The sequence below is a fragment of the Bacillus sp. AF62 genome, assembly GCF_050312695.1.
Classification (GTDB): domain Bacteria; phylum Bacillota; class Bacilli; order Bacillales; family Bacillaceae_G; genus Bacillus_A; species Bacillus_A cereus.
Genome location: NZ_JBNPJZ010000080.1, coordinates 1 through 21,621 on the forward strand (window position 1 = coordinate 1; position 21,621 = coordinate 21,621).

Consider the following 21,621-nt stretch of genomic DNA (forward strand, 5'->3'; position numbering starts at 1 on the left):
CATTGTTAAATTTGAAAGAGCTCATTTTGACACCTCATTTCTTTATAAAATAAAAGAAACCCAAACCTAAAAGTCTGCGTTTCTTTTTGTTTCTCTTTCTTGATATTCGGTTGTATAGCGATAAGTACCGCGTGCCACATCTCGACCATCTAAAACAACAGGAACTTCAACTACTAAGTCGCCACCCTGCATTGGTACCCTATGATCACCGGATGATCCAGGAGAGTAATTGAATACTTGATTTGCAACGTCGCTGGTCATAGCTTGTCTACTATTTGACATATTTCCATATACACCACTCATAACAGTCTTTAGCCCTGACAACTGACTCATAGAACTAGCCATCATACGACTCATATCCCCCATCAATTGATTCATTGTTCCTGTTATACCAAGCGATTTTTCTTTTGATGATAAAGGTGTAACCGTAATGGAATTACCTTTCTTAGTAAATAATTCTGGTCCGGCTTCTCCAGTAATAAATGAACCATCACCTACAGGCTTTCCACCTTTAGCAAGCATTGGAACATATGGAATTGTAGGAGCACTCACACCAGGGATTCGATTTAATAATTGTGCTGGTGTATTAAATGCATAAATGAACTTATTTATCATATAAATAAGTCCGTTGATGGCTGCTTTTATACCACTTTTAATTCCACTCCACACAGCGAGTATAGCTGATTGCATACCTTCGAACGCGCCAATAACAGCCCTTGTCACCCAATTTACGGGTGTCATAATTGCATCCATCAATCCACGCCAGACTGATGCTGCTGTATATTTAATCCCTTCCCAAATACTCACAAGAGTAGATTTAATGCCATTCCATACGCTGACACTAGTACTACTAATCATATTCCAAACTGTTGAAATAGCTTCTTTAATATTGTTAAAAATAGCCATTGCTGTAGAAACAATTGAACCCCATAAACTAGACAAGTAGTTTTTTACAGCGTTCCATACCACACTTGTTGTAGAACTAATCGTGCTCCATGTATTCACAATCCAATCTTTTATTGAGGTAAATATTGGCGTTACAAAAGCTACTAACCCGTTCCAGCATGATTGTAAGAAATTCTTAACGGCATTCCATACAGACATTGTGGCTGAACTGATTGTATCCCAAACGGTTGTAACTGTATTTTTAATCCACTCAAATACAGTTGTCGCAATTGAAACTATTCCATTCCAACAAGTCGTTAAGAAATTTGTAAGTGCATCCCACACCGCTGTAGCTTTTTCTTTAATAGATTCCCATACCGAAGCTAAAAAATCTCGTATAGACTCAAAAATTGGAGTGGCGAAATATAAAATAGCCGTCCAAATTGCTTGTAAGTATTGAGTAATAAAACCCCATACCGTTTGAATCACTGTGGAAATACCGTTCCAAATCATAGAGAAGAAATCAGCAATTCCTTGTAAAATTGGCGTGATAAAAGCTACTAATCCATTCCAGGTTTCTTGGAAGAACTCACTAATTGCGGTCCACACTTCGGAAGTAGTTTGGCTGATACTATTCCAAATCTCTGATAGTGTTTCAACTACTCCATCCCAAGTTTCAGTCAAATACTCTACAATAGAATTCCAGGTTTCTGTAGTGGTTTCAACGATAGAATTCCATATTTCAGATAAGGACTCAACTATCCCATTCCATAGCTCTATTAAGTATTCTTTGATCGAATTCCAAACTTCCGATGTAGATTTACTAATACTATTCCAGGTTTCACTTGCCCATTGTACAATTCCATCCCATATTCCTACTAAAAATTCTCCAATTGCCTTCCAGGCTTCAATGGTCCATTTCGTTATAGAATCCCAATTTTGATAAATAGCTACAGCTAAAGCAACAACCGCTGCTACAACAATTGCAATTAATGCTACCCATCCCATCATTGCTGCCCCTATGGTCGATATGACAACAACTATTGGCGCTAAAGCCATAAATGCTCCTGAAATTACACCTATAGCTACTGCTATAGCTGCTAATGTAGCTGCTAACTTTGGGTTATTAGAAATCCAATCCGCAATTTTAGCAACAACATCAGCTATAACACCTAGAACTGGTTTGAGAGCTACTTGTAAATCTTGCATTGCTTTTTGAAACTTAACTGCTGGGCTTGCATCTATTTTAGAAGTAGCACCATGTAAATCCTCTACCCCTTTTTTTAAATCAACTTGTTTTCCTTCTGCTTTCAAAATAGTGTCGATGATTTTCTTTCCTTGGTCTTCCCAAAGAGTACCGAACATCTTCGTGCCAAGTGCATTTCTGTCTGTTGCATTTTCAACACCAGCTAAAGCTTTCGTGGCTTCAAGCATCGCTTTTTGTCCACCTTCGCCACCTTGAGCGATAGCTTGACCCCATTTTCCAAACTGATCCGCCGAAATCTTTGTTTTATCTAAAACCTCTTGCATAGATTTATCTACACCCGCACCAAACTCAGCCATTTTGATACGTCCTTCTTTTACACCATCTAATAGGTTATCGATATTCCAACTCTTAGTATCGACCCCTGCTGACATAATTCCTTGGACTTCTTTAGCCGAAAATCCAGCTTGAATCATCTGATCCCCATATTCAGCAATAATATCTAATTGTTCTGGTGGAAATCCTGTTTTTAATAATGTATTAACTAGTCCCAATGCTTCCTCGTTAGTAATACCTAACGTCGCACCAATCTCATTGGTTTCTTGTATAAGTTCATTAAAATCAATTCCAGCATAGGATGCTGCAATAGTTGCTGCCCCTTTAACCACAGCGGCATTTGTTTCATCAGAAGCATCCTTATTTAATGCCCATTGTCTGCGAACACCTTCTAACGCTTCTTCAGCGTCAATACCATAAGTACTAACGCCCCTAATAGCTTCTTCCACTGATTTTTTCGAAGACTCTGGAACATCAAAAGTGATATCAATCTTAGTTTTCAATTTTGACATATCCATTGCTTTTTCAACTGCACTAGCAATACCGCCACCAGCTGCCATACCACCAATGACATTTTCCAACCCTATTTTTAACCCTTCAAACTTTTTCTCAGTTCTCCCAGCTTCTTGCTGTAAGTCCCTTAATTCATTTCGTACTTGTTGAATAGAATTACCAGAATCTACAGACCGTAGCGCTCGCTGTAATTTTTCAATGTCACCTTCCGCTCCTAACGCCTCACGACCAATAAGACCAATTGCTTGGTCTAATTGTCTACTTGTTGCTGTGCCGCTTTTAATTGCATTCACAAGACGATTCCCTAATGCTCCTGCAAAATCATCAACACTTTTCCCAGTCGCGCTAAACAATGTTTCTAATTGCCTTGTAGAACTCGCTACATTATCTTGTTCAGCCTTCATATTTCCAAGTTTATTTTTCAGTCCATTAAGAGATCCTTCTGTAAATTCAATTTCACGTCGAAAAGCACGGTATTGTTCTTCAGAAATTTTACCGTTTTGAAATTGGGCTTGCACTTGTTGTTCTGCTGCCTTTAATTTATCTAATTTCTGCGTTGTATTGTCTATTTGTTGTGTGAGTAACTGTTGTTTTTGAGCAAGCGCTTCAACATTACCTGGATCAAATTTTAATAAGCGCTCAACATCTTTTAACTCTTTAGCCAAAGAATCACTCTGTTTATTTACATCTTTCAAGGCATTTTGAAGACCTGTAGTTTCTCCATCTATAGAAATTGTAATCCCTTTAATTCTTCCTCCTGCCATCATCTCACCCCTTTCTTAGAATGTATCGAAGTCTTTTTGGTTTGCTTTACGAGTTTTATCTTTATCTGGTTTCTCCATTTCAGCAAATTCAGCAATGTAATCAAAACAATCACCAATTGTCATAACTTCTAAATCCCAATGCGTTAATTTCGCCTTATAACAAAGAGCAAGGAACGTGTCAGTGGTTAATTCTTCATCACTGAACGTTCCTTGCTCTCCATTACTTTTCTTTATTTTTTTTTTGCGCCCATCGTACTTTGAATCATATCCATAATTTCCGGAATAATCTCTGAAATAGGGAATTCATCAAAACCGTCTAACCATGTAATTGGCTCAGCAATTTCTGGATTTGCTGTTTTCGCGTATAACCAAACTAAATCATAAACAACTTCAAAATCTAACTTACTTAAATCTGCATTTGCTAAATCAATAGTGGCTAGTGAACCCTCTTGAGGATTTGAAGGAGACAAAATCCCTAACTTAAACATATCAGCAAATAAATCACGTCTAAATTGCGCTTTATATCGTTTAACAGTAGCTGCTGTACTTTTTAATCGGACTTGTTTTCCATCTATTGTAATTGTCTTTTCCATTTACTATTACGCTCCTTTTGGTGTTGCTGATGTTTTTACATATACTTTTTTGTACCAGTCGTTATAAATTGCTTGCGTTGTTTTAACAGTCGTTTTCGTTTTAACCATAGGTCTTCCCCCTGGCGCTAAAACAATTGGACTAGAAACAAACTTCAGTTCATTTGTATTGGGTTCAGCCGAACTTGTTTTTGTTTTAGATGCAAGTGTTGGACGACTTGCTGAACAGTTATACATAACATGTCGAGTTGCATTGACATCACCATCAAACTCAAATAATAATGCGAATGGTTTTCCTTTTGCATCAGCCAACTCATTTAATACACCATCCGTTTCGTCTAATTCTTCACCGAGTGCATCAATAGCAAATTTTTCTGGGATAGTAGCAATACTTAATGTTCCATCGTAACCCTAATTATTACTTGCCGCGTAATAAAGCATGTCATCTGCATAGAATTCAATTAAATCACCACGTGGCTCAAATGTTAGTTCCACTCCACCAGGTAATGGAATTGGTGTCCCAAATGTAACTAAGAAATCTTTAATATCAAATGGCACGTAATGTACATTTTTCAAACCGAATGTTACCTTGTTTTCATTCATTTACAACAACCTCGTTTCATATGTTTTTTGAAATAATTTCTCAGATTCAATAAAAATCCCATACGAGTCATAAGGTATTTCATGATCGTCTAGGACCTTTTCCAGCTTGGCTTCTGCAACTAAATCTTTTTTAGTTGTGTAAAGTTCAATATTTGCATCGTCTATCTTGTGATACACCTTGTTATCAGCCATTAAATTTGCTGATCCATCCACAAGGATACAAATATAAGGTGGCGCTGGTACTGGCTTACCTGGCGTTGCTGTAAAATGCGAATAAGCCACAGGATAACCTGTAGCTTCAAGAATTTTTGTTAATTCACCTAATGTCATTATTCCAGCGCCCTTTCAATCCGTCTTGGTAATTCATTAATTACATACTCTTCCACTGGACGAATATGCACTTGAGCCGGAACACGTCCACCACCAGCCTTTGCATGGCCATTTTCCAAAAGATGCGTTAGTTGCCCTTTTGTATTGTGGACAACAACGCTATTACCTTCTTTTTTCTTACGCCAACCTTTACGATAAGCACCTGTTTTTTTAGGACCGCTTTGTCTTAATTTACTTACAGCACTATCAGCTACATCTTCTTGTGCAAATGTTAATTCTTCTTCCACAACATTTGCATATCTTTGTAATTCTCTAGCAAGTTCACTCGCAAAATCATTCATATTAAGTATGCTCCTTTGCGATAATAGTCAATGTTTGATGCATTTCATCATCATTCATTGGCGGTTCGATAATATCAAAGATACGACCTTTCATATTGATTCGCATTTCTTCTGTAATATCAGAAGTATAAGGAATCACAAAACGATAAACCCGTGTAGCTTGTGAAGCTGAAGCTTCAATGTACTCGGAACCTTTCATCGTTTTTATCATTGACCAGGCTTTCTTTAATTCTTGCCAAGATGTTTCGATTACTTGGTTTAATTCATCTTTTATTACTACAGGTTGTTCAATGCTGATTCGATTCCTGAAATCACCTGTATTTAATGGTTTTTTATACTGAAAAGGACGCATATTAATCACCGTCCAATTTAATTTCTTCTAATGCTTTATCGATACCTAAACTATTAATCTGACTTAAAAAATTCTTTTCAAAATACTCTAATGCATCGTTATAAACATAACGAGAGCGTTCAAAGACTAATTCTTTGAACTCCTCGTCTTTATTTAAATCATAATTCCCACAAACCCTAAGTAATGCCTTGTTAGACGTAGAAAGGATGCGCTTTAGGTTATCATCTTCCTCATCCCCTAAGTGCATCCTATCTTTGAATTGCTGTAATATTTCGTTTGAAATTACTGTATCCATTCACATCATTCCTTATTTAGTTGCTGGTGGAGTTGGTGCTGTAAATGAAATTTCTAAATCGTAAACAAGGGCCGCTTTATTATCTTTCGGTTTCCCATTAGCAAATTGTTTAATTGTATACAGAGTAGCATCTTCGAAAGCTAATGTTTGATCAAATTCTTTTAGCTTGTATCCACCTGCAATTGCAGCAATATATTGTCCTTTTACAAAGAATAATGCTTTACCAACAGGAACTTCCTCACACTCGACAGGTTTAATGTTATAAGGTAATGCCATTACCCATTGACCTGTTGCGGTCTGGATTGTATTACGTGCTTGTACGCCAATCGCATCAATCGGGTTAACTACCATTACAATTTTATTTAATACTTTTCTGGATTTCCCTTTTTCATCAACAGATAAAGCCTTTACTACTTCATAAAGCTCACCTGCTACAATTACCCCTTTATCAGACGGAGCAAATGTTAGTTTACCAGAAGATTTTTTATCAGTAACAGCGCCTGTTTCTGGATTTACATCTTTCATTAACCCAACTGGTTGATGTGCTACAGATCCACCACCATTAATAAAGCCAAATTCTAGACCGACAGAATATGTTTCTACTAAAACAGTTCGAACATAACGTTCAATCCATTCCGGTCCCAGTTCCTTCATATCATTCGGAATTGCTGCAAATGCAGTTAATTTAAGTTGACCAATTTTTTCTTGTTTGAAGATGGCATCAATTTGCCCACGGATTTCACCGAATAATTCGCCCCATACATATGCCTTCGTTGCATCAGAATAAATAAACTTCGTAACTGCTCCTAAATCTTGCAAACCAATTTCAGCTAATAAGGGATGTTCCGTAACTAAATCTTCAAACACACGCTCTTGAGTCGTTACAGGAAGAATTGAGCCATCTGTAAATCCACCTTCTTTAACAACTGCATTGAAGAATTTTGTTTCTGCTGAAGTTAAAACATTTTGACCACGTTGCTGTAAAATTGAACGATCAAGCATATCGTTATTTACTTGTTCACGGACGGTATTTGCTACATCTGTTTGTAGTGCATCAAAGAAACCTTCAAACGCTGACGTTTGTTCTTGTTCTGTACTTTCCGCGTTAGTTAAAGTGTCCGTCAACTTTGCTTTTGCCTTAGTAAATGCTTCAGATTTATTAAATTTAATCGTCATTATGTGTTTCCCCCAATTTTTATAATTTTAAAAGGAGCCCTTTAATCCCACTGTTTTTTACAGGTCTAGGATTCGGCTCCTTTGGTTGTTCTTCTATATTGTTTTGTAAATCATTCAAGATTTCATTTTTCAATCCTGATAATGCTGCATTTAAATCTTCTTTTGTAATCCCTTGGCCTTTGTTCATGGTTCCATTTCTAAAGCCATCGATTACTTTCTGCGGAAGCATGGCAGCAGTAGCAGTTGAAGCTGTCATTTTAACCTGATTATCCATAAACATAATTTCATCCACAAAATTATTTTCTAATGCTTGTTGCGGACCCATCCAAGTCTCTTCAGCCATCATATTAAGTAGTTCCTCTTCTGATTTACCGCTTTTAATGACATAAGCATTTACAATTGCTCTATCTGTCGTTTTCAACATTTTAGCTGCCTTTTCCATGTCACGATGATCTCCACCATTCCACATTGAAGCATTATGAATCATAATTTGTGCTGTAGGTGAAATTCGGACTTTATCACCAGCCATCGCAATAACAGAAGCCGCACTTGCAGCCAAACCAACAATTTGAACTTCTACATGACCAGGATAATTTTTTAATGCTGTATAAATTTCTGATCCCTCGTGTACATAACCGCCAGGACTATTAATCGATACGATTAAATCGTCACCATTGGCGTTAGTTAGTTCTTTTGAAATTTCACCTGGGCTTGCAGCATCCATTTCAAACCAATCATAAATCCACGCTTCATCATTTGAAATAATTGGGCCTTTCACGTCAATTTTCACCGTCATTTTGTTTTTCACCTCCTTCAGATTCAGTTAGTTTCGTATAGTTTTTCGTAATATGATGTGTATTTAAATTCGGATCATCTGAAACTTCATATCCTACCTCTAATCGAATCTCATTCCCTGTAAATGCACTTGAAGAAATGAGTTTATCAATGCTTGTCGCAAGATCAAATATACTTTGATAAGAAACAGCTTTAACTTCAATTTTTTGACCTGAAAGATACTCTTCTTCTTCAAAAAATTTAACGTTTGCTTCATCAGAAATCTTTTTTAATAATGGTTTCACTGTGAAAAGCATATAATTTTTCGTTTGCTTCTCAACATCAGCCATTTCGCCATATATCAAAGCAGTTGGAATACCAAAAGCCATTGCTACTTGATTTAAGAAGCCATTTGTTACTTTATTAATTTCCTCCACACTCTGCCCAGAATTTGCTCCACCTGACGTTTCAGCATACTTAAAACCTGGTTGTTGTGGAATGATAGCGACATCTTTTTCTCCAATCGCTTTGTACATGTTATCAATAAACTCTTGCAGTTTTGATTGGTGTTCTTTGCTCTTTGCAGCGAGCATGTCCATATCAACTGTTCCGCGAATTTGATTCTTACGTTTTTGAGAACTTAATATTCTACCGAATAAATCACCATAATCAGTAAACAAACCATCGATAAGAGGTGATAACTTATCATTCCTGTATCTTAAATGAATGACTTCACTTTGTTTAAAACTTCTTTTAAACTGATAATTTTTTACAGTGACATTTGTAAAAGTATCTTCAAACACAGCATATTCGTTATGTTCAAAGTCATCAGCAATAAGTAGATCACCATCATCCGCTTGGATAATCAAAGCTTCATTATCATAAATAAGTTTGTAAATGAAACTCTCCCAAAAGGTACTTGCTGTCATATTCTTATTCGGTCTGACATTTAATCGGTAGTAAAGTTCATCCTTTTCGAATTCTTCACCATTTTTCACTCTAAATTCTGACTGACTAATTGTTCTCCCTAAAAAGGATATACAGGTATCAATCGCCAGTCGCTTCATGTGGACTCTATTGGCTTTCTCAATAAACATTTCCACATCAAACATAAATCCTACTTCACTATTTCTTTTAAATACTGCATCCAGCCATCCAATGATTATCACCCCCTTTATTAGAATTTAATACCATCTAACATAAAGTCGAATTCATCCACAAGAATATTATCCGCTTGCCATAACGCATGTATAAAAGCTTGGAATCCATCTGTTTTTCGCTTAAATTCATCTTTTTTCAGGTATTCTTTGTTGCCGTCTTTTTTGATGTGGACGTAGACGTTATTGGTGTACCAACGCATTAATGGATTATCACCAAAAATAATACGATTGTTTGCAAATAACGTTTCTACCCTTGGCGCTAATAAAGAATGAATAGCTTTTGGATTACGAATGTATAACAATATGAAACCTTCAGCTTCAAGTGCTGTTTTAACCAGATCAAGACGGAATGTATCAGCTACTATTGTGTTAAATCCGTATATCTCACGCATTTTTACAAACCAATCCACAATATGAGAGATATTAATAACCGGCTCATCCACAATAGTTAGTAAGCCCTTTTCAGCCCATTCATAAATAGGCGCTTTTAATTTCACCTTGTCCAAGAATCCTTTACGTACAAATGAATAACCTTTCCATATATAATCTTCACCATGTTTAAACAGCAAGCCGACTGCCGCGAAGTCTTTGATGCTGGCAAAGTCGAGACCGCCTACAGCTACTTTATGTTTTAAATCTGGAACTTCTCTGAGCATTTCTCCATCTTCTTCAAAACCAGTACGCATGATTTCTTCCCATGAAGCTACAGACTTTGTTAAATCTGTTTCAGGGTAATTCATACGTTTTGTTATGAATTCTTCACGGTTTGAAGGATTATTTTCTAATTGTTTATATTGAGTTAATACTTTTTTAAATAATTGTTTAGCATAAGAACTTCTCGGCTCACTAAACATTGGATTCGCTTTTTCCCATACATCAGGATTATCAATTTCTTCTGGATTATCTATCTTGCAAATGAAAGGAAATAATGGATCTTCTAAATCTTTTCCCTTTAGAATATTCATCGCTCGCTCTTTTGTTTTGTCCAGGAATCCGTCGCGAACAAAGCCATCTGTACCAATAAAAAATTCTCTAGCATTTGGTACTTTTCCAAGTCCACTAGAGAATACATTTACTACATCAAAGTTTTCATATCGATGTATTTCATCGTAAATAACACAACCGTCACGAAGTCCATCCTTAGAACCAGCATTAGATGTATGATATTGCATAATGCTTTGCGTATCGTTACTCAGTATCTCTACCTTAGTTCGATAAAACATATCCTCTAGTATTTCTTTTCCTTTAATAGCATCATAGACTTCACGAAAAGAAACTTTAGCTTGTTTCTCGTTGTTCGCCACAATTGAAACATTGTATCGATCTATTCCGTGCAGCGGACTAATAAAGAAATGGCATAGTGATGAAATTAAACCATTTTTACCACCACCACGAGCCATCATAATTAAAAATTGCTCATAAAAAACAGAATCATCTTCTTTATAGAAAAGAAAAACAAATGCTGTTAGGAACTTTTGGAATGCTTGCAATTCAAAGTACCATTTCTCGGTGAATTTTATATAGTCCTCATGCATTTCATTATCGAAATACAAATCATCGCGTATTAAGATGTATTTCTCCAGGTACTCAATTAGCATTATGCGCTCTTTATTCAGCTTAATTTTCCCTGCGCGATACATTTCAATATATTCAGTGACATATTTATTTTGAATCATGTTAAATCTTTAATAGAGCGCACAGGTTTTGAAGGAACTTTCTTTTCTTCTGCCGATGCTTCTAATCCAAGTGCATCTAAAATCTTTATCATTCGATCATTTGTTTTATGTAAATCATTAATAGAAGGATTGGATTTCGGACCATGCATGCCAGACACTTTTATTCCTGTTTCTTCAATATCATCAACAAGAACACACTTTAAATCCCACAATGATAAATAGTCTTGAATTAAGTCAGTATAATGATTACCTACAATCTTCTTTTCTTTTAATTGGTTTGTTAGATCCTTTTCAATCCTTTTTCTTATTGTTTCACGCTTCACTCTAGCCACAATATCCCTCCCTTCTGATTTACATCGTTTTCCAATTTGATATAACGCGCGAATTTGGTTATAAATTTGAAAAATCGACCCCCTCCTCCGGTGCCCCTTAGACGAAAAAAAGCCCAACCTTCGAACCGGGGGGCCTTATCCCTGAATCATTTTCACCACTTTTCATCGTTTTCCCATTTGTTCGGTTTCTTTTTGAATGTTCTACCGTGTTCTTTATTATGGCAATCCACACAGACTGTTTCTAAGTTATCTATTTCTAATGCAAGTTCTGGATGATGTCCTAGTTCTTTTATATGATGGACAACGAGTTGAATCTTCTTACGCTTGGCACGCTCACTGTACTCACTGGTATCAGTTTGTACACGACCATTTCGTTTACATTCCTGACACTCATAATTGTCTCGCTTTTTTACTTCTTCTCGCAATTGTTTCCATGCCCTACTGTCATAGAACTTACGTTTTTGTTGTTTGGTTTTATATTCTCTCATTCTCTCTTTACCACTCTACTTTCGAACTACTCCTCTAAACAACCATCTATCAACCCTTCTTTTTAATCTCATAAAAAAGGAAGGATTGAATTGTTTTTGATTCTTTTCATCATTCTTTACTAATTCTTCTATTGTCGAATCCATAAGATGAGTTATTGAATAGAACATAGGTTGATGTCCATACATTTTATAATATTTAAACTGAAGTTCATCCATTTCTACTACCGTTCGATTTTTAAAATATCTATGATAAATTATATCGTCCAAAGGACTTAGACCGAGCGCATCAATTTTCTTTTGTACCTCTGTTTCAATATGTTCCATTTTCTCCACTCCTTATCTGTTCTCATTCCAATACCATTTGGGCATTTGTTAATTTATATTCATCTTTATTGGTATACAAAACCAAAATTAACAAATAATAAGAGTGGATGAAGAACTTTCGCTACGTTTTTGTACATTGAATGACCCCAATTGGCTATTCTACATCTTTGAAATGTATGAATATGTATGTGCTTCATCCTTTCAGTCACTCCATGAAGGATAAGGAACATGTTGTATACTTCCTATTAAACCTACACCATTATTTCCCTTTGTTATAAAGTATACAACTGTTCTTTATTCCTTCCCTTTTACATTTGTAAAAGATCATCTTTATGATTCAATATTTTCCTGCGTCTGGTTATAGTAAAAGTACCCTAACATTCCGAATACCAATTATGGTTATAACGGACTTTTTTTACACTTCATATGCACAGTTGCTTATCTTCCACAGATGATGATGCAGCTGTACTTTTCATTTCTTTCTACTGCTTTAAAAATTCATCCATAGTTTTATCTAACAAACTAACCATCGCTTCTCTTCTTTGCTTTGGTGTTGTGTTATCTTCCAATTCATTAAAAATGGGAATTACACTCTCTAGTTGTCGTTTATCAATACGCTCATTTACAAGCTCTTGTCCTAACAGTGAAATGAATGTACCAATCGCAACCGTCTGTTCCTGTTTAGTTAGTTTCATTTGTTCTCACTCCTTATCCAAAATAAAGCACCCAAATGGATGCTTTAACTCGTATACTTCATTGGTATAAAAACCCAAACCACTTCCCATACTAAGAGTACGAATGAAGAACATATGTAAAGATACTCTCTTTTTCATATCTCATTCTTACAACACCCTATGGCATCAAATACATATGTTCCCCTTCAGCTTTTCCATTTAGATGGATGACGAGCGTGCTTGTATCTCAATTCATAAAGTTCCTCTTTATCATCATACAGTCGCTCTTCATCCAACTTTATTTTACCTTTATTACATGCCAAATGGACATTAATCTATTTGATCTAAACAAAAAAAGAGCCCCAAATAATAGCGGCTCTTACATAATCTATATCGCAAGGAAGGTCTTTGGAAAAAGCACCACCAATAGGTGTTGTCCTACACTTCAATATATGCTTATCTCTTTAAAAAGTTCTATATTTTTGGTAAATAAAGAAAAAATAAGCGAGTAATTAACGTCATATGATAAGACTATCGATATTTTTTGGTTTTAAAAACCGTATTTATTTTGTCCTTTAGTTCCATTCCCCACTCATTTACATATATTATCTTGAACCCTTACTTTTCAAACTATTATTTGTTCATGACTCACACACATAACAATATTAGTGACTGTAAGTTTCAAAAAATGGGTACGTTGGCACACGTACTCGTTTTTTTACATAATCAAAGAAAAGTTAAATTAAAAAGGTATATATAACGACAGTTAGAATATAGTATATGAACACGCTCTATTGCATTTCTTGGTACCCATGTAAAGAAGAGGCGATTTCATTCGCCTTTTTTTATTGATTCATCTTTATTGGTATTAAAAACCAATTCGAAGTCCATAATACAAATAGAGGAAGAACCTACCATCAAATTGGTGCACTGCATGTGCTTATACCCACTCGTGTATCGTACCAAAGGATATCCGTCATTCTTCCTCCCATTTCTATTCCGAAGGTTGAAGAATGCACAGGATACCTTACATCTAGATAGAATAAACCCACCACACTTTTTTATTCTGGCATTCTTCATTCCTTCACCCGTTTCTATTTTTACAATTCATCATCCAGTCTTCGGACTTATTTCTTCTTTTGTTTCCATACCCCATTCTTTTTATGGTACGTATCTTCTCTATCCATAAAGTCAGCTGTATGACCCGGAATATTATATTTTTTGTTCTTTTTCTTTTCTCTATTCTTCCTTCTTTTTTCCTCTTGAATTGCCTGAAAATCGGCTTTCCATTGCTTTAACATATCCTTTTTCACTCGCATCAATTTCAACCTCTCCTATACACATATACATAAGATTACTCTAACTAAAAAAAGAATAAACAAGAATCATATATATTACCTGTATCAAGAGACAGATTCAGATGTACTAAAAAAGAATAACTGCACATTATTTACTCTTGCATGAAAAGCCTATATCGTTACTGGGTCAGAAAAATAACATCTCTCTCCCCTTCTGATTACCTAAACATTACAACAACAATCTCTTTGCAATTTATTAAGTAACTGGAAGCGGAGCAAAAGCTCTCCTTCATAACAGTACCATTCAATCAGTACTATCTGCTGGTTTCAGATTTTATGTAACGTTATTATGAAACCGTTTAAACAATATATAGTTTATAAAGGAATTTATGAGTTGTGTTTTCCGCCACTTCTCGCAATACAAATATATCACGTTGATTCCAAAATAACCGGCACATTTCCTGCCAAAAAACGGTCAAGACTCTGCCACTAATTTTTATAATTCAAACCTCTGCACCTCCTCAGTTAATTCAATTGGAACTCCTAATAAATTTTTTGTCATTTCTTTCTCTTTCCTTTTAATCATCCATTCTGAGTAACCCAATTCTTCTAATAGATTTTTAAAATGAATTGGATTTACTCTTAATTTATCAGGCATTTTCCCATTATTTATCTTTCTATAATTAACTAGTGCTGCTAACAATTCTTCATTTAACATAAATCATATGCCCCCTCATTTATGTTTTACAGTTATTTGTATGTATTATTTTATATTGTAATTCCTGCAAATGAGTTACCCATATCTTGTATTGTGTGTAACTGACCCTTTCGCTGAATCCCTTGGTATCATTGACTTTATAATACTTCCCCTTTTGAGTTACACAGTACGAAATTTATGAGTAACTGTATAGATTTAAAAAGAAAAAAGCAAGGATTAGATTTTAAACCTAGTCATTGCTTTATCCATTGCATCTTGGTTTACGCCTATATAACGTAACGTGACCTTCTCTGACGAATGATTGAATATCTCCATAAGTAATGCTATGTTTTTCGTTTGCATGTACATATGGTATCCGTACGTCTTTCTTAACGTATGTGTTCCTATTTCATCTAAACCAAACTCTGCTGCCGCTCCACTTAGTATCTTATATGCCATACTACGACCGATTGGACGATTTTTTCCCTGCCTACTTTTTAATAGGTACTCATCATCTTCTCTATTTTCATTAAACCACCGAAGCTCTCTCTTTAGTGCTGCAGTAATTTGTATTCGTTTCTGTTTCCCAGTTTTCTTTTCTCTCATAGATATATGACTACCTTTGACATCTCCTACCTTCAATTTCAAAATGTCCGATATTCTCAAACCTGTATTGATTCCCATAATGAAGAGAATGTAATTACGTAAGCTCTTTTCTTTAAAATACTCTTTTAGCTGCTGTATTTGCTCTGGATCACGTATTGGTTGAACGAAATTCATTATTCATTACCTCCAGTCTCTTCTGCCTCGTAAACTTCTAATCTAAGAGCAAAAGCTAAATTATAAAATGCTCTGGACTTCCAACGACGATATGTACGTTCAGCCATTCCAATCTCGTTATAAATCATATAGTCGCATACATCCTCTTCTTCTAAATAACGCTTATTAATAATATCCCTCTGATTTCTTCCCGCACTACCATTACCTAAGCGACTTAAAAACTGATCAATGCGGAATGAAATTAACTCCAGCCACTCTTCACGTTCACTTTGTTGTAGATTTGCTATCGCTACATCTTCTAAAGGTTTTCCAACTACATGCGTAGGCCCATGTTCTCTCATTTCATAAGAAGGAGTGACTTTCATTTCCTTACGAATCATTCCGAACTGTCTATATATACGTACACTTTCAAGAACACCTTCTAACTTCTCTTGTGTTGCTGCTCTATCAATTTTTGGTAAAAAAGATAATTGTTTCGTCATGCAAGACCACCCCTTTTTATTTTTTATTACTTTTGTCTTAACGCTCTAAGTCTACGTTCATAACGCAAGCCACGAATCCCTATTCATTCTTCAATTTCACGAATACTTAATTTTTATTTTTCACTTGTTTTCCCCACTCATGTAATTAATCCTTTAGTACCTTCCTTCCCCATCTCCCTTCCAAAATAAAAGAGGCCACCATTTCTTAAGACAGCTACAATTGCTGTTTTAAAAATTGGTGTCCTCTAGTTTTCTAGCCAGACTCTATTCAAATTCTATCTATTTCAAATAACCAGTTCGTACAAAAATATTCCTCCAAGCCTTATCAAACTGATATTTTTCCACTACCTTCGCACGACGCGCAATTGCTTTTCTAATTTTTCTTTTCTTCAAAGCTTTCATTCTTCTACCCTCACTTTACAATAGTATTTTCATTTTATGGTTTTAAAAACCATTTTTCTCCCTAATTAAGAATAAATCATTTAACTTCGAATATATTGTAAACATCTCCCCTTCAGGAGACATCCCATATTTGAGTCACCTTCGAAGTTGAGCACTTAGTTTTACTAACTTGCTCAACTTTGGTTATTTTAACCAAATTATTCGATTGTCATACATAAAAATACAATCAACCACTGCAAGGGGGAATTAATAATGAATGGTATTAAGCAAAGAAACTTCTTTACTAACAATACTGATTTTTACATTTTACTTGGTAATTATACAGATATTGTGAGCTACCATGAAACATGGGACGATGCCACAATAGCTTTAAGGTCTATCCATATCTCTGATAGTAGCTGGACTTCCATTTGGATTTTGAAGCCAGGCGAAATCCTTTCAGGCACTTGCATAACTGCTCCCTACGAGGAACATAGGAAGATTTCATATGGCTCATAAAACTCCCTCTAATTCGATTGAAAACATCATAGGTGTTAAAGAAGCTGCTAAAGAAATTTTTAAAAAAATAGATTCTCGATACAACTAGGCTTACGGCACTAAAATGAAAACCCTTGTCTTTCTACAAAAGGTTTATTTCGTTCAAGTTTTAAATTATGAGATCACTGTGGAGTGCACCTCCTATCTCTACTAGGTCCGATACAGTCACACCTAACAATTCATTCAGTGGCTCGCCAACACCTTCTTAAACAGGTTGGTTTTTGGTTTTTATTTTTGATTGCTTAATTTCTATCCGTCTATCTTTTTTAATTATCACCTCTCTTCATTTGGTTTAAAAAACCATTTCTTACGATTTCTTCGTATAAAAAAACGGATTCATACGCATACTGTAAATACCTCCTTAAATCGAGCTTTTGTCATTTCAGTCATCCTTTTGTTTAAGCAGTTAGCTTTTGCTATCTGCTCTTTTTTGGTTTAAAGAACCATTTCTTTTTGGCATACATATACTGTCGCGACCCCTTACTTCCCTAACTATTTATTCATGTTCATGACTCACACACATAAACTTAGATAAATAGTTTAAGGTTCCATCAGTGTGCACCATGGAACAAACTGTCATTTTTTACGATTTACTATCAATTACTTTTCTATAACGACTATAAAATATTCCGTTCCTCATAATGGTTATATAAAATGTTTGTAAGATTATTGCCCTGCTATTCCTTTTAAACACAATATCAACGCACTTTTATTCCACTGTAATTTAATCAAATTTGCTTTCATGATTTCTCTTTCTACTTAAACATGAACAATTTGATTCGCCATATTTTTTAAATATAGTCATCCCTTGAAAAAGGAGCTATCAATAATGAACAACTTTAAACAGCAAAGGATTTTCACTAACAATACAGATTTCCACATTTTATTTGGAAGTTATTATGATATACTCAGCTACCATAAAACATTGGATGCTGCTACAGTAGCTTTAAACTCTATTCTTGAATCTGATTATAAATGGCCCTCCATTTGGATTGTGGCACCTGGTGAAACCCGTTTATGGCCTTATATAAAAGCAACTCCCGAGGAAAATAGTCGTACTTCATATGATTCTTTCACTTCGCTAAACAACATCATAGGTGTGGCGGAAGCTGCTAAATTTTTAGGACGTTCCTCTCAAACAGTAAAAAATATGTGCGCTGCCGGCAAATTGCCTGCTAAAAAAATTGAAGGAAAGTGGATTCTCGATAAAACTATACTTAAGTTCTTAAAATAAAAACGCTTACCTTTCTGTATAATGTGAGCTCTTCACCTCCATTATGATTAGGTAAAAAGAACGCTTTCTCCCGAACGCTCTTTTTCTGTTCAAATAAAAATTTTGTTAAAATTCCTACTCGCCTTTATTCTTTGATGACAGGCTCCATAATCCCAAATAAAGCATACTATATTAAAAATTTACTCGTAAAAATCTGATTACAACCTTTTAGATTTCTACATCTCATAAGACATTCATCTACCGTACTAAGGGTGCATATAAAATGCGCTCTTTTATTTGTTGTTAAATAAGAATTTTGTTTAGTTATCATTTGATTAATCATATTTAGATTTTATTAACATACCTTAATATTAATCAGGAATTACACTACTCCCAGTAGATTTGTAGTTCCTGTAATTGAGCCTGTTTGTATAAGCAACAGGTTCTTTTTAATCCCCCTTTACGAATATCCTTCTCCACATTACACATACTATCTACACGTCAACTTCCCATGACTACACTCTTTCAAAACGGAGCTTGTTCCTCCGAATTGTTTAGGCGCTCGGCAGGTAACTTAGTCAATTACCTGCCATTTTCTATTCAAATAACGCTTTTGTTATAATTCTTCCTTAGGATATTTAATATAAGATGAGTCACCCTCAATCATTTCTTCAAAGATTTGGTCAATCCACTCTTGGAACACCGTCAAACCTGTTTCACCATTACTGCTGTGCTCGTTTACATGTTCAGCGAATCCTTCAGCAAATTTCCTTTTATATTTGACCTTAATTTCTTCATCATAATTATTTGGATTATCGTTAAAAGCGACTACTAACATATCAATTGGCAATTTGATTACCACATTATTACCGCTAACCTTTGCGTATTTCATTTTTCGTTCCCCATTTCTGTACAAAATTCAAATTTTATATTAATTTTTTGTAAAGATTGATAAAATATATTTCCTTCACCCAAAAATCCTTATATACTAAAAGTGCAAATGTTATATTTGCCAACATTCCATTTCTGTACGACAATCTTTTGATTAAAGGCTAGGTGAAATCCTAGCCTTTTTTCATTTCACATCAACACGTTTTTGACTTGCTTCCTGACTAAATCCATCTGGGTATCTTTTAGCTAGTTTTGCAATATTCATTTCAGCAACATCTTGTAACGTATATCCCAGTTCGTGCGCCATAATCGATACATAATACATAATGTCCCCAAGTTCTAAGGCTAATTTATAAGTATTTCCGTCCTCTTCTCCTGGACAATGCGATGGTTGAAAACCATGCCCGTGATAAATTGCTTTTTTTACAATATCGGCAACTTCACCAGCTTCGCCTGTAAGTCCTAAAGCTACATTTGAAACACGTCCTCCAAAATCAGTTTTGCTATTCCAAGTTCGTAAAGTTGCTTCCTGATAATCATTTAATTCATCAATCGATAAGATACTTGCAATCTGTAAAACTGTAGCTTCATTTATAACTTGGTCCTCATTTTTTGCTTCACTCATTAATTTAGTTGCTTCTAATACACCGTTTTCCATAATGTTCATTTTGATTTCCCCTTCCTATTTAACAAATCCCTAATCCTATCGGACGATTTTCAATTAAATACTTATCAGCCTGATCTATTACAAGAAGTGCAACTTCCGCTTGGTGTCTCCTTAACGCTTTTGCCATCCTTGGTAAGCTCATACCTTGACTCCACATTTCACGAAAACGAACTACATCTCTTTCATCCCAAATGAAGTTAGCCTCTTCTAAAGCGATGTATACCTTTAAGCGTGATTCCTTCATCGCTTCATGATTTCTTGCTACACTCATAAGCGAACCTACTTTCTAAAAATGATTATTTTATCTTTTCAGTAAACTTAGTATCCACACGATCAACCTTGCCGTTTACCCAAACCGCAACTTGCTCACCGAATCCGCTCATTGGTGGATTGACTACTGTAACATTTCCGTCCTTCACTATTAATAGTTTGTTACTACTAACATCAATTTCTATTTTTTTCATATGTCCCTCTCCCTTTTACTACCGCATGTACTCGACAACATCAGGTTTAAAGCCACTTCCTAAATAAACCCGTACCGGAATTATTTCTTTTTTATCCCTTGCTGCCTTACACAATTCTTCCGCTGTATCCCAACTAAAAAACTTATCTACAGCGCGTTGAAATCTCCAAATCGCCATTGCATATTGTTCAAAGATGTCATAACGATCATCTTGTTTAGTTGTGCGTGGTAATTCATCCGTACTCTTTGCATTTCTTGGAATTTGGACGCGTACATCAGCGTATGTAGTGCGTCCAGTACCTCTTTTCACATTTGCCTTCATTACATCGAACTCACAAATTGCTGGCTCGACATCGAAAATATTTAATTGTTTAGGCATGTACCTTCACACTCTTTTCAAGAGCATCAAGTAATTCATTTGCTCCCGCCTTGCTTAAAAACATTCGGCCACCTAGCAACTCTATGTTTGATTCAGAAACTTCCCCCGTCACAAAGCATGACTTATCTTGTTTTCTCAAAACGACGTTTTCCCCATCAACATGAAAATCTAGTGCTGTCCCTTCAGCAATCCCTAAAGTCCTGCGTAACTCAACCGGAATTACTACACGCCCTAGCTCGTCCACTTTTCTTGTAACGCCTGTATTTTTCATAATTTGCTCCCCCTCATTAACTTACTTTTTGTTGTTGATTCCGTTGCAACTCTTGTTTCATTGACTCGAATTTAATTAAGTACGCTTTCCAACGCTTATCGTTTTCTTCTTGCTGCTGTATTGCTACTTCACAGTTACAACCATTTCGTTCAATTACACCTGGATAAGTTTCTTTACGAATAATCCCTGTATCACCACATAATGCACACATGCTTATTCCTCCTTAATAGAATCTTTTTCCACTCAAACCTACTATTTTGGTATAATCTCCCTTGAAGGGAGGGAAGTTTAATGAAAGATATTGTATTTACTTTAGAGTTTGCTGATGATTCCGCTAACTCACGAGCCAACAATTACTTAGAAAAAGGTTGGATCTTACTTCATGTTGGCACCAAGGTAATTGATTTCTACAATGAGCAAGCATACTACAACACCGCCTATGTTGTAGGTGCTAACCAAGAACAATATGATGCTTATAAAAAAGAATTAGAAGAAGACAAATTCGAGCTAATTTAAGACTTTTTGCAAGAATTATGAATTACACTTTTGTAAAGCTCTTCATCAGCTAGATGAAGGGCCTTATTTACCTCCACATAACTCAACTCACTTTTTAAGCATTCTTCTTTAATTTTCATCAATAAATTTTCTGTACTTCTTTTAAGATCTTCTCTTTTAATACTTGTTGGCATTCCATCAGTTAATTGAATTTTTTTCATTTTTTATT

Annotated in this window: 30 protein-coding genes and 1 pseudogene; 3 read left to right on the forward strand and 28 right to left on the reverse strand. The window is 35.3% G+C overall.

What is annotated here, in order from left to right; genetic code table 11:
• Positions 1 to 66: 66 nt before the first annotated feature.
• From ACQRBL_RS19255 to ACQRBL_RS19350, 20 genes and pseudogenes are all read right to left on the reverse strand, one after another.
• Entirely contained in the window at positions 67 to 3,705 is a 3,639-nt protein-coding gene (locus tag ACQRBL_RS19255; RefSeq protein WP_427735198.1) for a DUF2207 domain-containing protein, read from the reverse strand.
• A 227-nt stretch (positions 3,706 to 3,932) separates the two neighbouring features.
• Positions 3,933 to 4,295 (reverse strand): hypothetical protein, encoded by a 363-nt coding sequence (locus tag ACQRBL_RS19260; RefSeq protein ID WP_000415930.1) that lies wholly within the window; start codon positions 4,293 to 4,295, stop codon positions 3,933 to 3,935.
• A 6-nt stretch (positions 4,296 to 4,301) separates the two neighbouring features.
• Positions 4,302 to 4,895: pseudogene (locus ACQRBL_RS19265) on the reverse strand (major tail protein).
• Positions 4,896 to 5,225 (reverse strand): hypothetical protein, encoded by a 330-nt coding sequence (locus ACQRBL_RS19270; RefSeq protein WP_023522878.1) that lies wholly within the window; start codon positions 5,223 to 5,225, stop codon positions 4,896 to 4,898.
• Entirely contained in the window at positions 5,225 to 5,566 is a 342-nt protein-coding gene (locus tag ACQRBL_RS19275) for an HK97 gp10 family phage protein (RefSeq protein WP_411996183.1), read from the reverse strand. The genes ACQRBL_RS19270 and ACQRBL_RS19275 overlap by 1 nt, the downstream gene beginning before the upstream one ends.
• 1 nt (position 5,567) lies before the next feature.
• Positions 5,568 to 5,918 (reverse strand): phage head closure protein, encoded by a 351-nt coding sequence (locus ACQRBL_RS19280; RefSeq protein WP_411996184.1) that lies wholly within the window; start codon positions 5,916 to 5,918, stop codon positions 5,568 to 5,570.
• Between the two features lies 1 nt (position 5,919).
• On the reverse strand, positions 5,920 to 6,213 hold the full coding sequence (locus tag ACQRBL_RS19285; RefSeq protein ID WP_023522881.1) for a hypothetical protein: 294 nt from the start codon (positions 6,211 to 6,213) through the stop codon (positions 5,920 to 5,922).
• 12 nt (positions 6,214 to 6,225) lie between these two features.
• Positions 6,226 to 7,389 (reverse strand): phage major capsid protein, encoded by a 1,164-nt coding sequence (locus ACQRBL_RS19290; RefSeq protein ID WP_411996185.1) that lies wholly within the window; start codon positions 7,387 to 7,389, stop codon positions 6,226 to 6,228.
• 19 nt (positions 7,390 to 7,408) lie between these two features.
• A complete protein-coding gene (locus tag ACQRBL_RS19295) occupies positions 7,409 to 8,185 on the reverse strand; it encodes a head maturation protease, ClpP-related (protein ID WP_023522883.1) in 777 nt (258 codons plus the stop codon).
• Positions 8,169 to 9,332, reverse strand: coding sequence for a phage portal protein (locus ACQRBL_RS19300; protein ID WP_418886354.1), 1,164 nt, complete (start codon positions 9,330 to 9,332; stop codon positions 8,169 to 8,171). The genes ACQRBL_RS19295 and ACQRBL_RS19300 overlap by 17 nt, the downstream gene beginning before the upstream one ends.
• Before the next feature lie 8 nt (positions 9,333 to 9,340).
• The gene (locus ACQRBL_RS19305; protein WP_411996186.1) at positions 9,341 to 10,999 is read right to left on the reverse strand and encodes a terminase TerL endonuclease subunit; all 1,659 of its coding nucleotides are present in this window, start codon (positions 10,997 to 10,999) and stop codon (positions 9,341 to 9,343) included.
• Complete coding sequence (locus ACQRBL_RS19310; RefSeq protein WP_411996187.1) at positions 10,996 to 11,331, reverse strand: P27 family phage terminase small subunit; 336 nt, start codon at positions 11,329 to 11,331, stop codon at positions 10,996 to 10,998. Before ACQRBL_RS19310 ends, ACQRBL_RS19305 begins: the two co-directional genes overlap by 4 nt.
• Before the next feature lie 152 nt (positions 11,332 to 11,483).
• Positions 11,484 to 11,819, reverse strand: a complete 336-nt coding sequence (locus ACQRBL_RS19315) for an HNH endonuclease (RefSeq protein ID WP_023522887.1) — start codon at positions 11,817 to 11,819, stop codon at positions 11,484 to 11,486.
• 15 nt (positions 11,820 to 11,834) lie between these two features.
• A complete protein-coding gene (locus ACQRBL_RS19320; protein WP_023522888.1) occupies positions 11,835 to 12,143 on the reverse strand; it encodes a hypothetical protein in 309 nt (102 codons plus the stop codon).
• A 482-nt stretch (positions 12,144 to 12,625) separates the two neighbouring features.
• A complete protein-coding gene (locus ACQRBL_RS19325) occupies positions 12,626 to 12,838 on the reverse strand; it encodes a hypothetical protein (protein ID WP_023522889.1) in 213 nt (70 codons plus the stop codon).
• Positions 12,839 to 13,944: 1,106 nt separating this feature from the next.
• Positions 13,945 to 14,136, reverse strand: coding sequence for a hypothetical protein (locus ACQRBL_RS19330; protein ID WP_023522890.1), 192 nt, complete (start codon positions 14,134 to 14,136; stop codon positions 13,945 to 13,947).
• A 475-nt stretch (positions 14,137 to 14,611) separates the two neighbouring features.
• The gene (locus ACQRBL_RS19335) at positions 14,612 to 14,833 is read right to left on the reverse strand and encodes a hypothetical protein (protein ID WP_023522891.1); all 222 of its coding nucleotides are present in this window, start codon (positions 14,831 to 14,833) and stop codon (positions 14,612 to 14,614) included.
• 216 nt (positions 14,834 to 15,049) lie between these two features.
• The gene (locus tag ACQRBL_RS19340) at positions 15,050 to 15,592 is read right to left on the reverse strand and encodes a site-specific integrase (protein WP_197229076.1); all 543 of its coding nucleotides are present in this window, start codon (positions 15,590 to 15,592) and stop codon (positions 15,050 to 15,052) included.
• Positions 15,592 to 16,074, reverse strand: a complete 483-nt coding sequence (locus ACQRBL_RS19345) for an ArpU family phage packaging/lysis transcriptional regulator (protein ID WP_000166150.1) — start codon at positions 16,072 to 16,074, stop codon at positions 15,592 to 15,594. The genes ACQRBL_RS19340 and ACQRBL_RS19345 overlap by 1 nt, the downstream gene beginning before the upstream one ends.
• A 279-nt stretch (positions 16,075 to 16,353) precedes the next feature.
• On the reverse strand, positions 16,354 to 16,476 hold the full coding sequence (locus ACQRBL_RS19350; RefSeq protein ID WP_000645584.1) for a DUF3983 domain-containing protein: 123 nt from the start codon (positions 16,474 to 16,476) through the stop codon (positions 16,354 to 16,356).
• A 252-nt stretch (positions 16,477 to 16,728) separates the two neighbouring features.
• On the opposite strand from ACQRBL_RS19350, the gene ACQRBL_RS19355 reads away from it, so the two are divergent.
• Together ACQRBL_RS19355 and ACQRBL_RS19360 are read left to right on the forward strand one after the other, a co-directional pair.
• A complete protein-coding gene (locus ACQRBL_RS19355) occupies positions 16,729 to 16,974 on the forward strand; it encodes a hypothetical protein (protein ID WP_001013298.1) in 246 nt (81 codons plus the stop codon).
• A gap of 868 nt (positions 16,975 to 17,842) precedes the next feature.
• Complete coding sequence (locus ACQRBL_RS19360) at positions 17,843 to 18,247, forward strand: helix-turn-helix domain-containing protein (protein WP_006929360.1); 405 nt, start codon at positions 17,843 to 17,845, stop codon at positions 18,245 to 18,247.
• Positions 18,248 to 18,842: 595 nt separating this feature from the next.
• Here the strand turns inward: ACQRBL_RS19360 and ACQRBL_RS19365 are convergent.
• The 7 genes from ACQRBL_RS19365 to ACQRBL_RS19395 all read right to left on the reverse strand — a co-directional run bounded on the left by ACQRBL_RS19365 (position 18,843) and on the right by ACQRBL_RS19395 (position 21,108).
• A complete protein-coding gene (locus ACQRBL_RS19365) occupies positions 18,843 to 19,118 on the reverse strand; it encodes a hypothetical protein (RefSeq protein WP_063220754.1) in 276 nt (91 codons plus the stop codon).
• Between the two features lie 183 nt (positions 19,119 to 19,301).
• Entirely contained in the window at positions 19,302 to 19,784 is a 483-nt protein-coding gene (locus tag ACQRBL_RS19370; RefSeq protein WP_411996188.1) for a nucleoside triphosphate pyrophosphohydrolase family protein, read from the reverse strand.
• Positions 19,785 to 19,803: 19 nt separating this feature from the next.
• A complete protein-coding gene (locus ACQRBL_RS19375) occupies positions 19,804 to 20,055 on the reverse strand; it encodes a hypothetical protein (protein WP_023522896.1) in 252 nt (83 codons plus the stop codon).
• Between the two features lie 25 nt (positions 20,056 to 20,080).
• A complete protein-coding gene (locus ACQRBL_RS19380) occupies positions 20,081 to 20,248 on the reverse strand; it encodes a DUF3954 domain-containing protein (RefSeq protein WP_000717828.1) in 168 nt (55 codons plus the stop codon).
• A gap of 18 nt (positions 20,249 to 20,266) precedes the next feature.
• Positions 20,267 to 20,626 (reverse strand): hypothetical protein, encoded by a 360-nt coding sequence (locus ACQRBL_RS19385; protein ID WP_023522897.1) that lies wholly within the window; start codon positions 20,624 to 20,626, stop codon positions 20,267 to 20,269.
• Positions 20,619 to 20,897: an AbrB/MazE/SpoVT family DNA-binding domain-containing protein gene (locus ACQRBL_RS19390; RefSeq protein ID WP_016125853.1), complete on the reverse strand. Its 279-nt coding sequence runs from the start codon at positions 20,895 to 20,897 to the stop codon at positions 20,619 to 20,621. Before ACQRBL_RS19390 ends, ACQRBL_RS19385 begins: the two co-directional genes overlap by 8 nt.
• Before the next feature lie 16 nt (positions 20,898 to 20,913).
• Complete coding sequence (locus ACQRBL_RS19395; protein WP_023522899.1) at positions 20,914 to 21,108, reverse strand: hypothetical protein; 195 nt, start codon at positions 21,106 to 21,108, stop codon at positions 20,914 to 20,916.
• 80 nt (positions 21,109 to 21,188) lie between these two features.
• On the opposite strand from ACQRBL_RS19395, the gene ACQRBL_RS19400 reads away from it, so the two are divergent.
• Positions 21,189 to 21,413 carry a hypothetical protein gene (locus ACQRBL_RS19400; RefSeq protein WP_023522900.1) on the forward strand — a complete coding sequence of 75 codons (225 nt, stop codon included), beginning with the start codon at positions 21,189 to 21,191 and terminating at the stop codon, positions 21,411 to 21,413.
• Here ACQRBL_RS19400 and ACQRBL_RS19405 read toward each other — a convergent pair.
• On the reverse strand, positions 21,410 to 21,613 hold the full coding sequence (locus ACQRBL_RS19405; RefSeq protein WP_023522901.1) for a hypothetical protein: 204 nt from the start codon (positions 21,611 to 21,613) through the stop codon (positions 21,410 to 21,412). The two genes, ACQRBL_RS19400 and ACQRBL_RS19405, sit on opposite strands and share 4 nt — an antisense overlap.
• Positions 21,614 to 21,621: the final 8 nt, after the last annotated feature.

Bases quoted from the DNA above. Each gene is read 5' to 3' on its own strand.
- ACQRBL_RS19315 (WP_023522887.1), bottom strand. From the start codon at position 11,819: ATGAGAGAATATAAAACCAAACAACAAAAACGTAAGTTCTATGACAGT.
- ACQRBL_RS19390 (WP_016125853.1), bottom strand. From the start codon at position 20,897: ATGAAAAATACAGGCGTTACAAGAAAAGTGGACGAGCTAGGGCGTGTA.
- ACQRBL_RS19275 (WP_411996183.1), bottom strand. From the start codon at position 5,566: ATGAATGATTTTGCGAGTGAACTTGCTAGAGAATTACAAAGATATGCA.
- ACQRBL_RS19360 (WP_006929360.1), top strand. From the start codon at position 17,843: ATGAACAACTTTAAACAGCAAAGGATTTTCACTAACAATACAGATTTC.
- ACQRBL_RS19405 (WP_023522901.1), bottom strand. From the start codon at position 21,613: ATGAAAAAAATTCAATTAACTGATGGAATGCCAACAAGTATTAAAAGA.
- ACQRBL_RS19260 (WP_000415930.1), bottom strand. From the start codon at position 4,295: ATGGAAAAGACAATTACAATAGATGGAAAACAAGTCCGATTAAAAAGT.
- ACQRBL_RS19285 (WP_023522881.1), bottom strand. From the start codon at position 6,213: ATGGATACAGTAATTTCAAACGAAATATTACAGCAATTCAAAGATAGG.
- ACQRBL_RS19400 (WP_023522900.1), top strand. From the start codon at position 21,189: ATGAAAGATATTGTATTTACTTTAGAGTTTGCTGATGATTCCGCTAAC.
- ACQRBL_RS19355 (WP_001013298.1), top strand. From the start codon at position 16,729: ATGAATGGTATTAAGCAAAGAAACTTCTTTACTAACAATACTGATTTT.
- ACQRBL_RS19385 (WP_023522897.1), bottom strand. From the start codon at position 20,626: ATGCCTAAACAATTAAATATTTTCGATGTCGAGCCAGCAATTTGTGAG.
- ACQRBL_RS19325 (WP_023522889.1), bottom strand. From the start codon at position 12,838: ATGAAACTAACTAAACAGGAACAGACGGTTGCGATTGGTACATTCATT.
- ACQRBL_RS19320 (WP_023522888.1), bottom strand. From the start codon at position 12,143: ATGGAACATATTGAAACAGAGGTACAAAAGAAAATTGATGCGCTCGGT.
- ACQRBL_RS19295 (WP_023522883.1), bottom strand. From the start codon at position 8,185: ATGACGGTGAAAATTGACGTGAAAGGCCCAATTATTTCAAATGATGAA.
- ACQRBL_RS19375 (WP_023522896.1), bottom strand. From the start codon at position 20,055: ATGAGTGTAGCAAGAAATCATGAAGCGATGAAGGAATCACGCTTAAAG.
- ACQRBL_RS19270 (WP_023522878.1), bottom strand. From the start codon at position 5,225: ATGACATTAGGTGAATTAACAAAAATTCTTGAAGCTACAGGTTATCCT.
- ACQRBL_RS19350 (WP_000645584.1), bottom strand. From the start codon at position 16,476: ATGAAAGCTTTGAAGAAAAGAAAAATTAGAAAAGCAATTGCGCGTCGT.
- ACQRBL_RS19380 (WP_000717828.1), bottom strand. From the start codon at position 20,248: ATGAAAAAAATAGAAATTGATGTTAGTAGTAACAAACTATTAATAGTG.
- ACQRBL_RS19255 (WP_427735198.1), bottom strand. From the start codon at position 3,705: ATGATGGCAGGAGGAAGAATTAAAGGGATTACAATTTCTATAGATGGA.
- ACQRBL_RS19280 (WP_411996184.1), bottom strand. From the start codon at position 5,918: ATGCGTCCTTTTCAGTATAAAAAACCATTAAATACAGGTGATTTCAGG.
- ACQRBL_RS19345 (WP_000166150.1), bottom strand. From the start codon at position 16,074: ATGACGAAACAATTATCTTTTTTACCAAAAATTGATAGAGCAGCAACA.
- ACQRBL_RS19370 (WP_411996188.1), bottom strand. From the start codon at position 19,784: ATGAACATTATGGAAAACGGTGTATTAGAAGCAACTAAATTAATGAGT.
- ACQRBL_RS19290 (WP_411996185.1), bottom strand. From the start codon at position 7,389: ATGACGATTAAATTTAATAAATCTGAAGCATTTACTAAGGCAAAAGCA.
- ACQRBL_RS19395 (WP_023522899.1), bottom strand. From the start codon at position 21,108: ATGTGTGCATTATGTGGTGATACAGGGATTATTCGTAAAGAAACTTAT.
- ACQRBL_RS19365 (WP_063220754.1), bottom strand. From the start codon at position 19,118: ATGAAATACGCAAAGGTTAGCGGTAATAATGTGGTAATCAAATTGCCA.
- ACQRBL_RS19330 (WP_023522890.1), bottom strand. From the start codon at position 14,136: ATGCGAGTGAAAAAGGATATGTTAAAGCAATGGAAAGCCGATTTTCAG.
- ACQRBL_RS19305 (WP_411996186.1), bottom strand. From the start codon at position 10,999: ATGATTCAAAATAAATATGTCACTGAATATATTGAAATGTATCGCGCA.
- ACQRBL_RS19340 (WP_197229076.1), bottom strand. From the start codon at position 15,592: ATGAATTTCGTTCAACCAATACGTGATCCAGAGCAAATACAGCAGCTA.
- ACQRBL_RS19335 (WP_023522891.1), bottom strand. From the start codon at position 14,833: ATGTTAAATGAAGAATTGTTAGCAGCACTAGTTAATTATAGAAAGATA.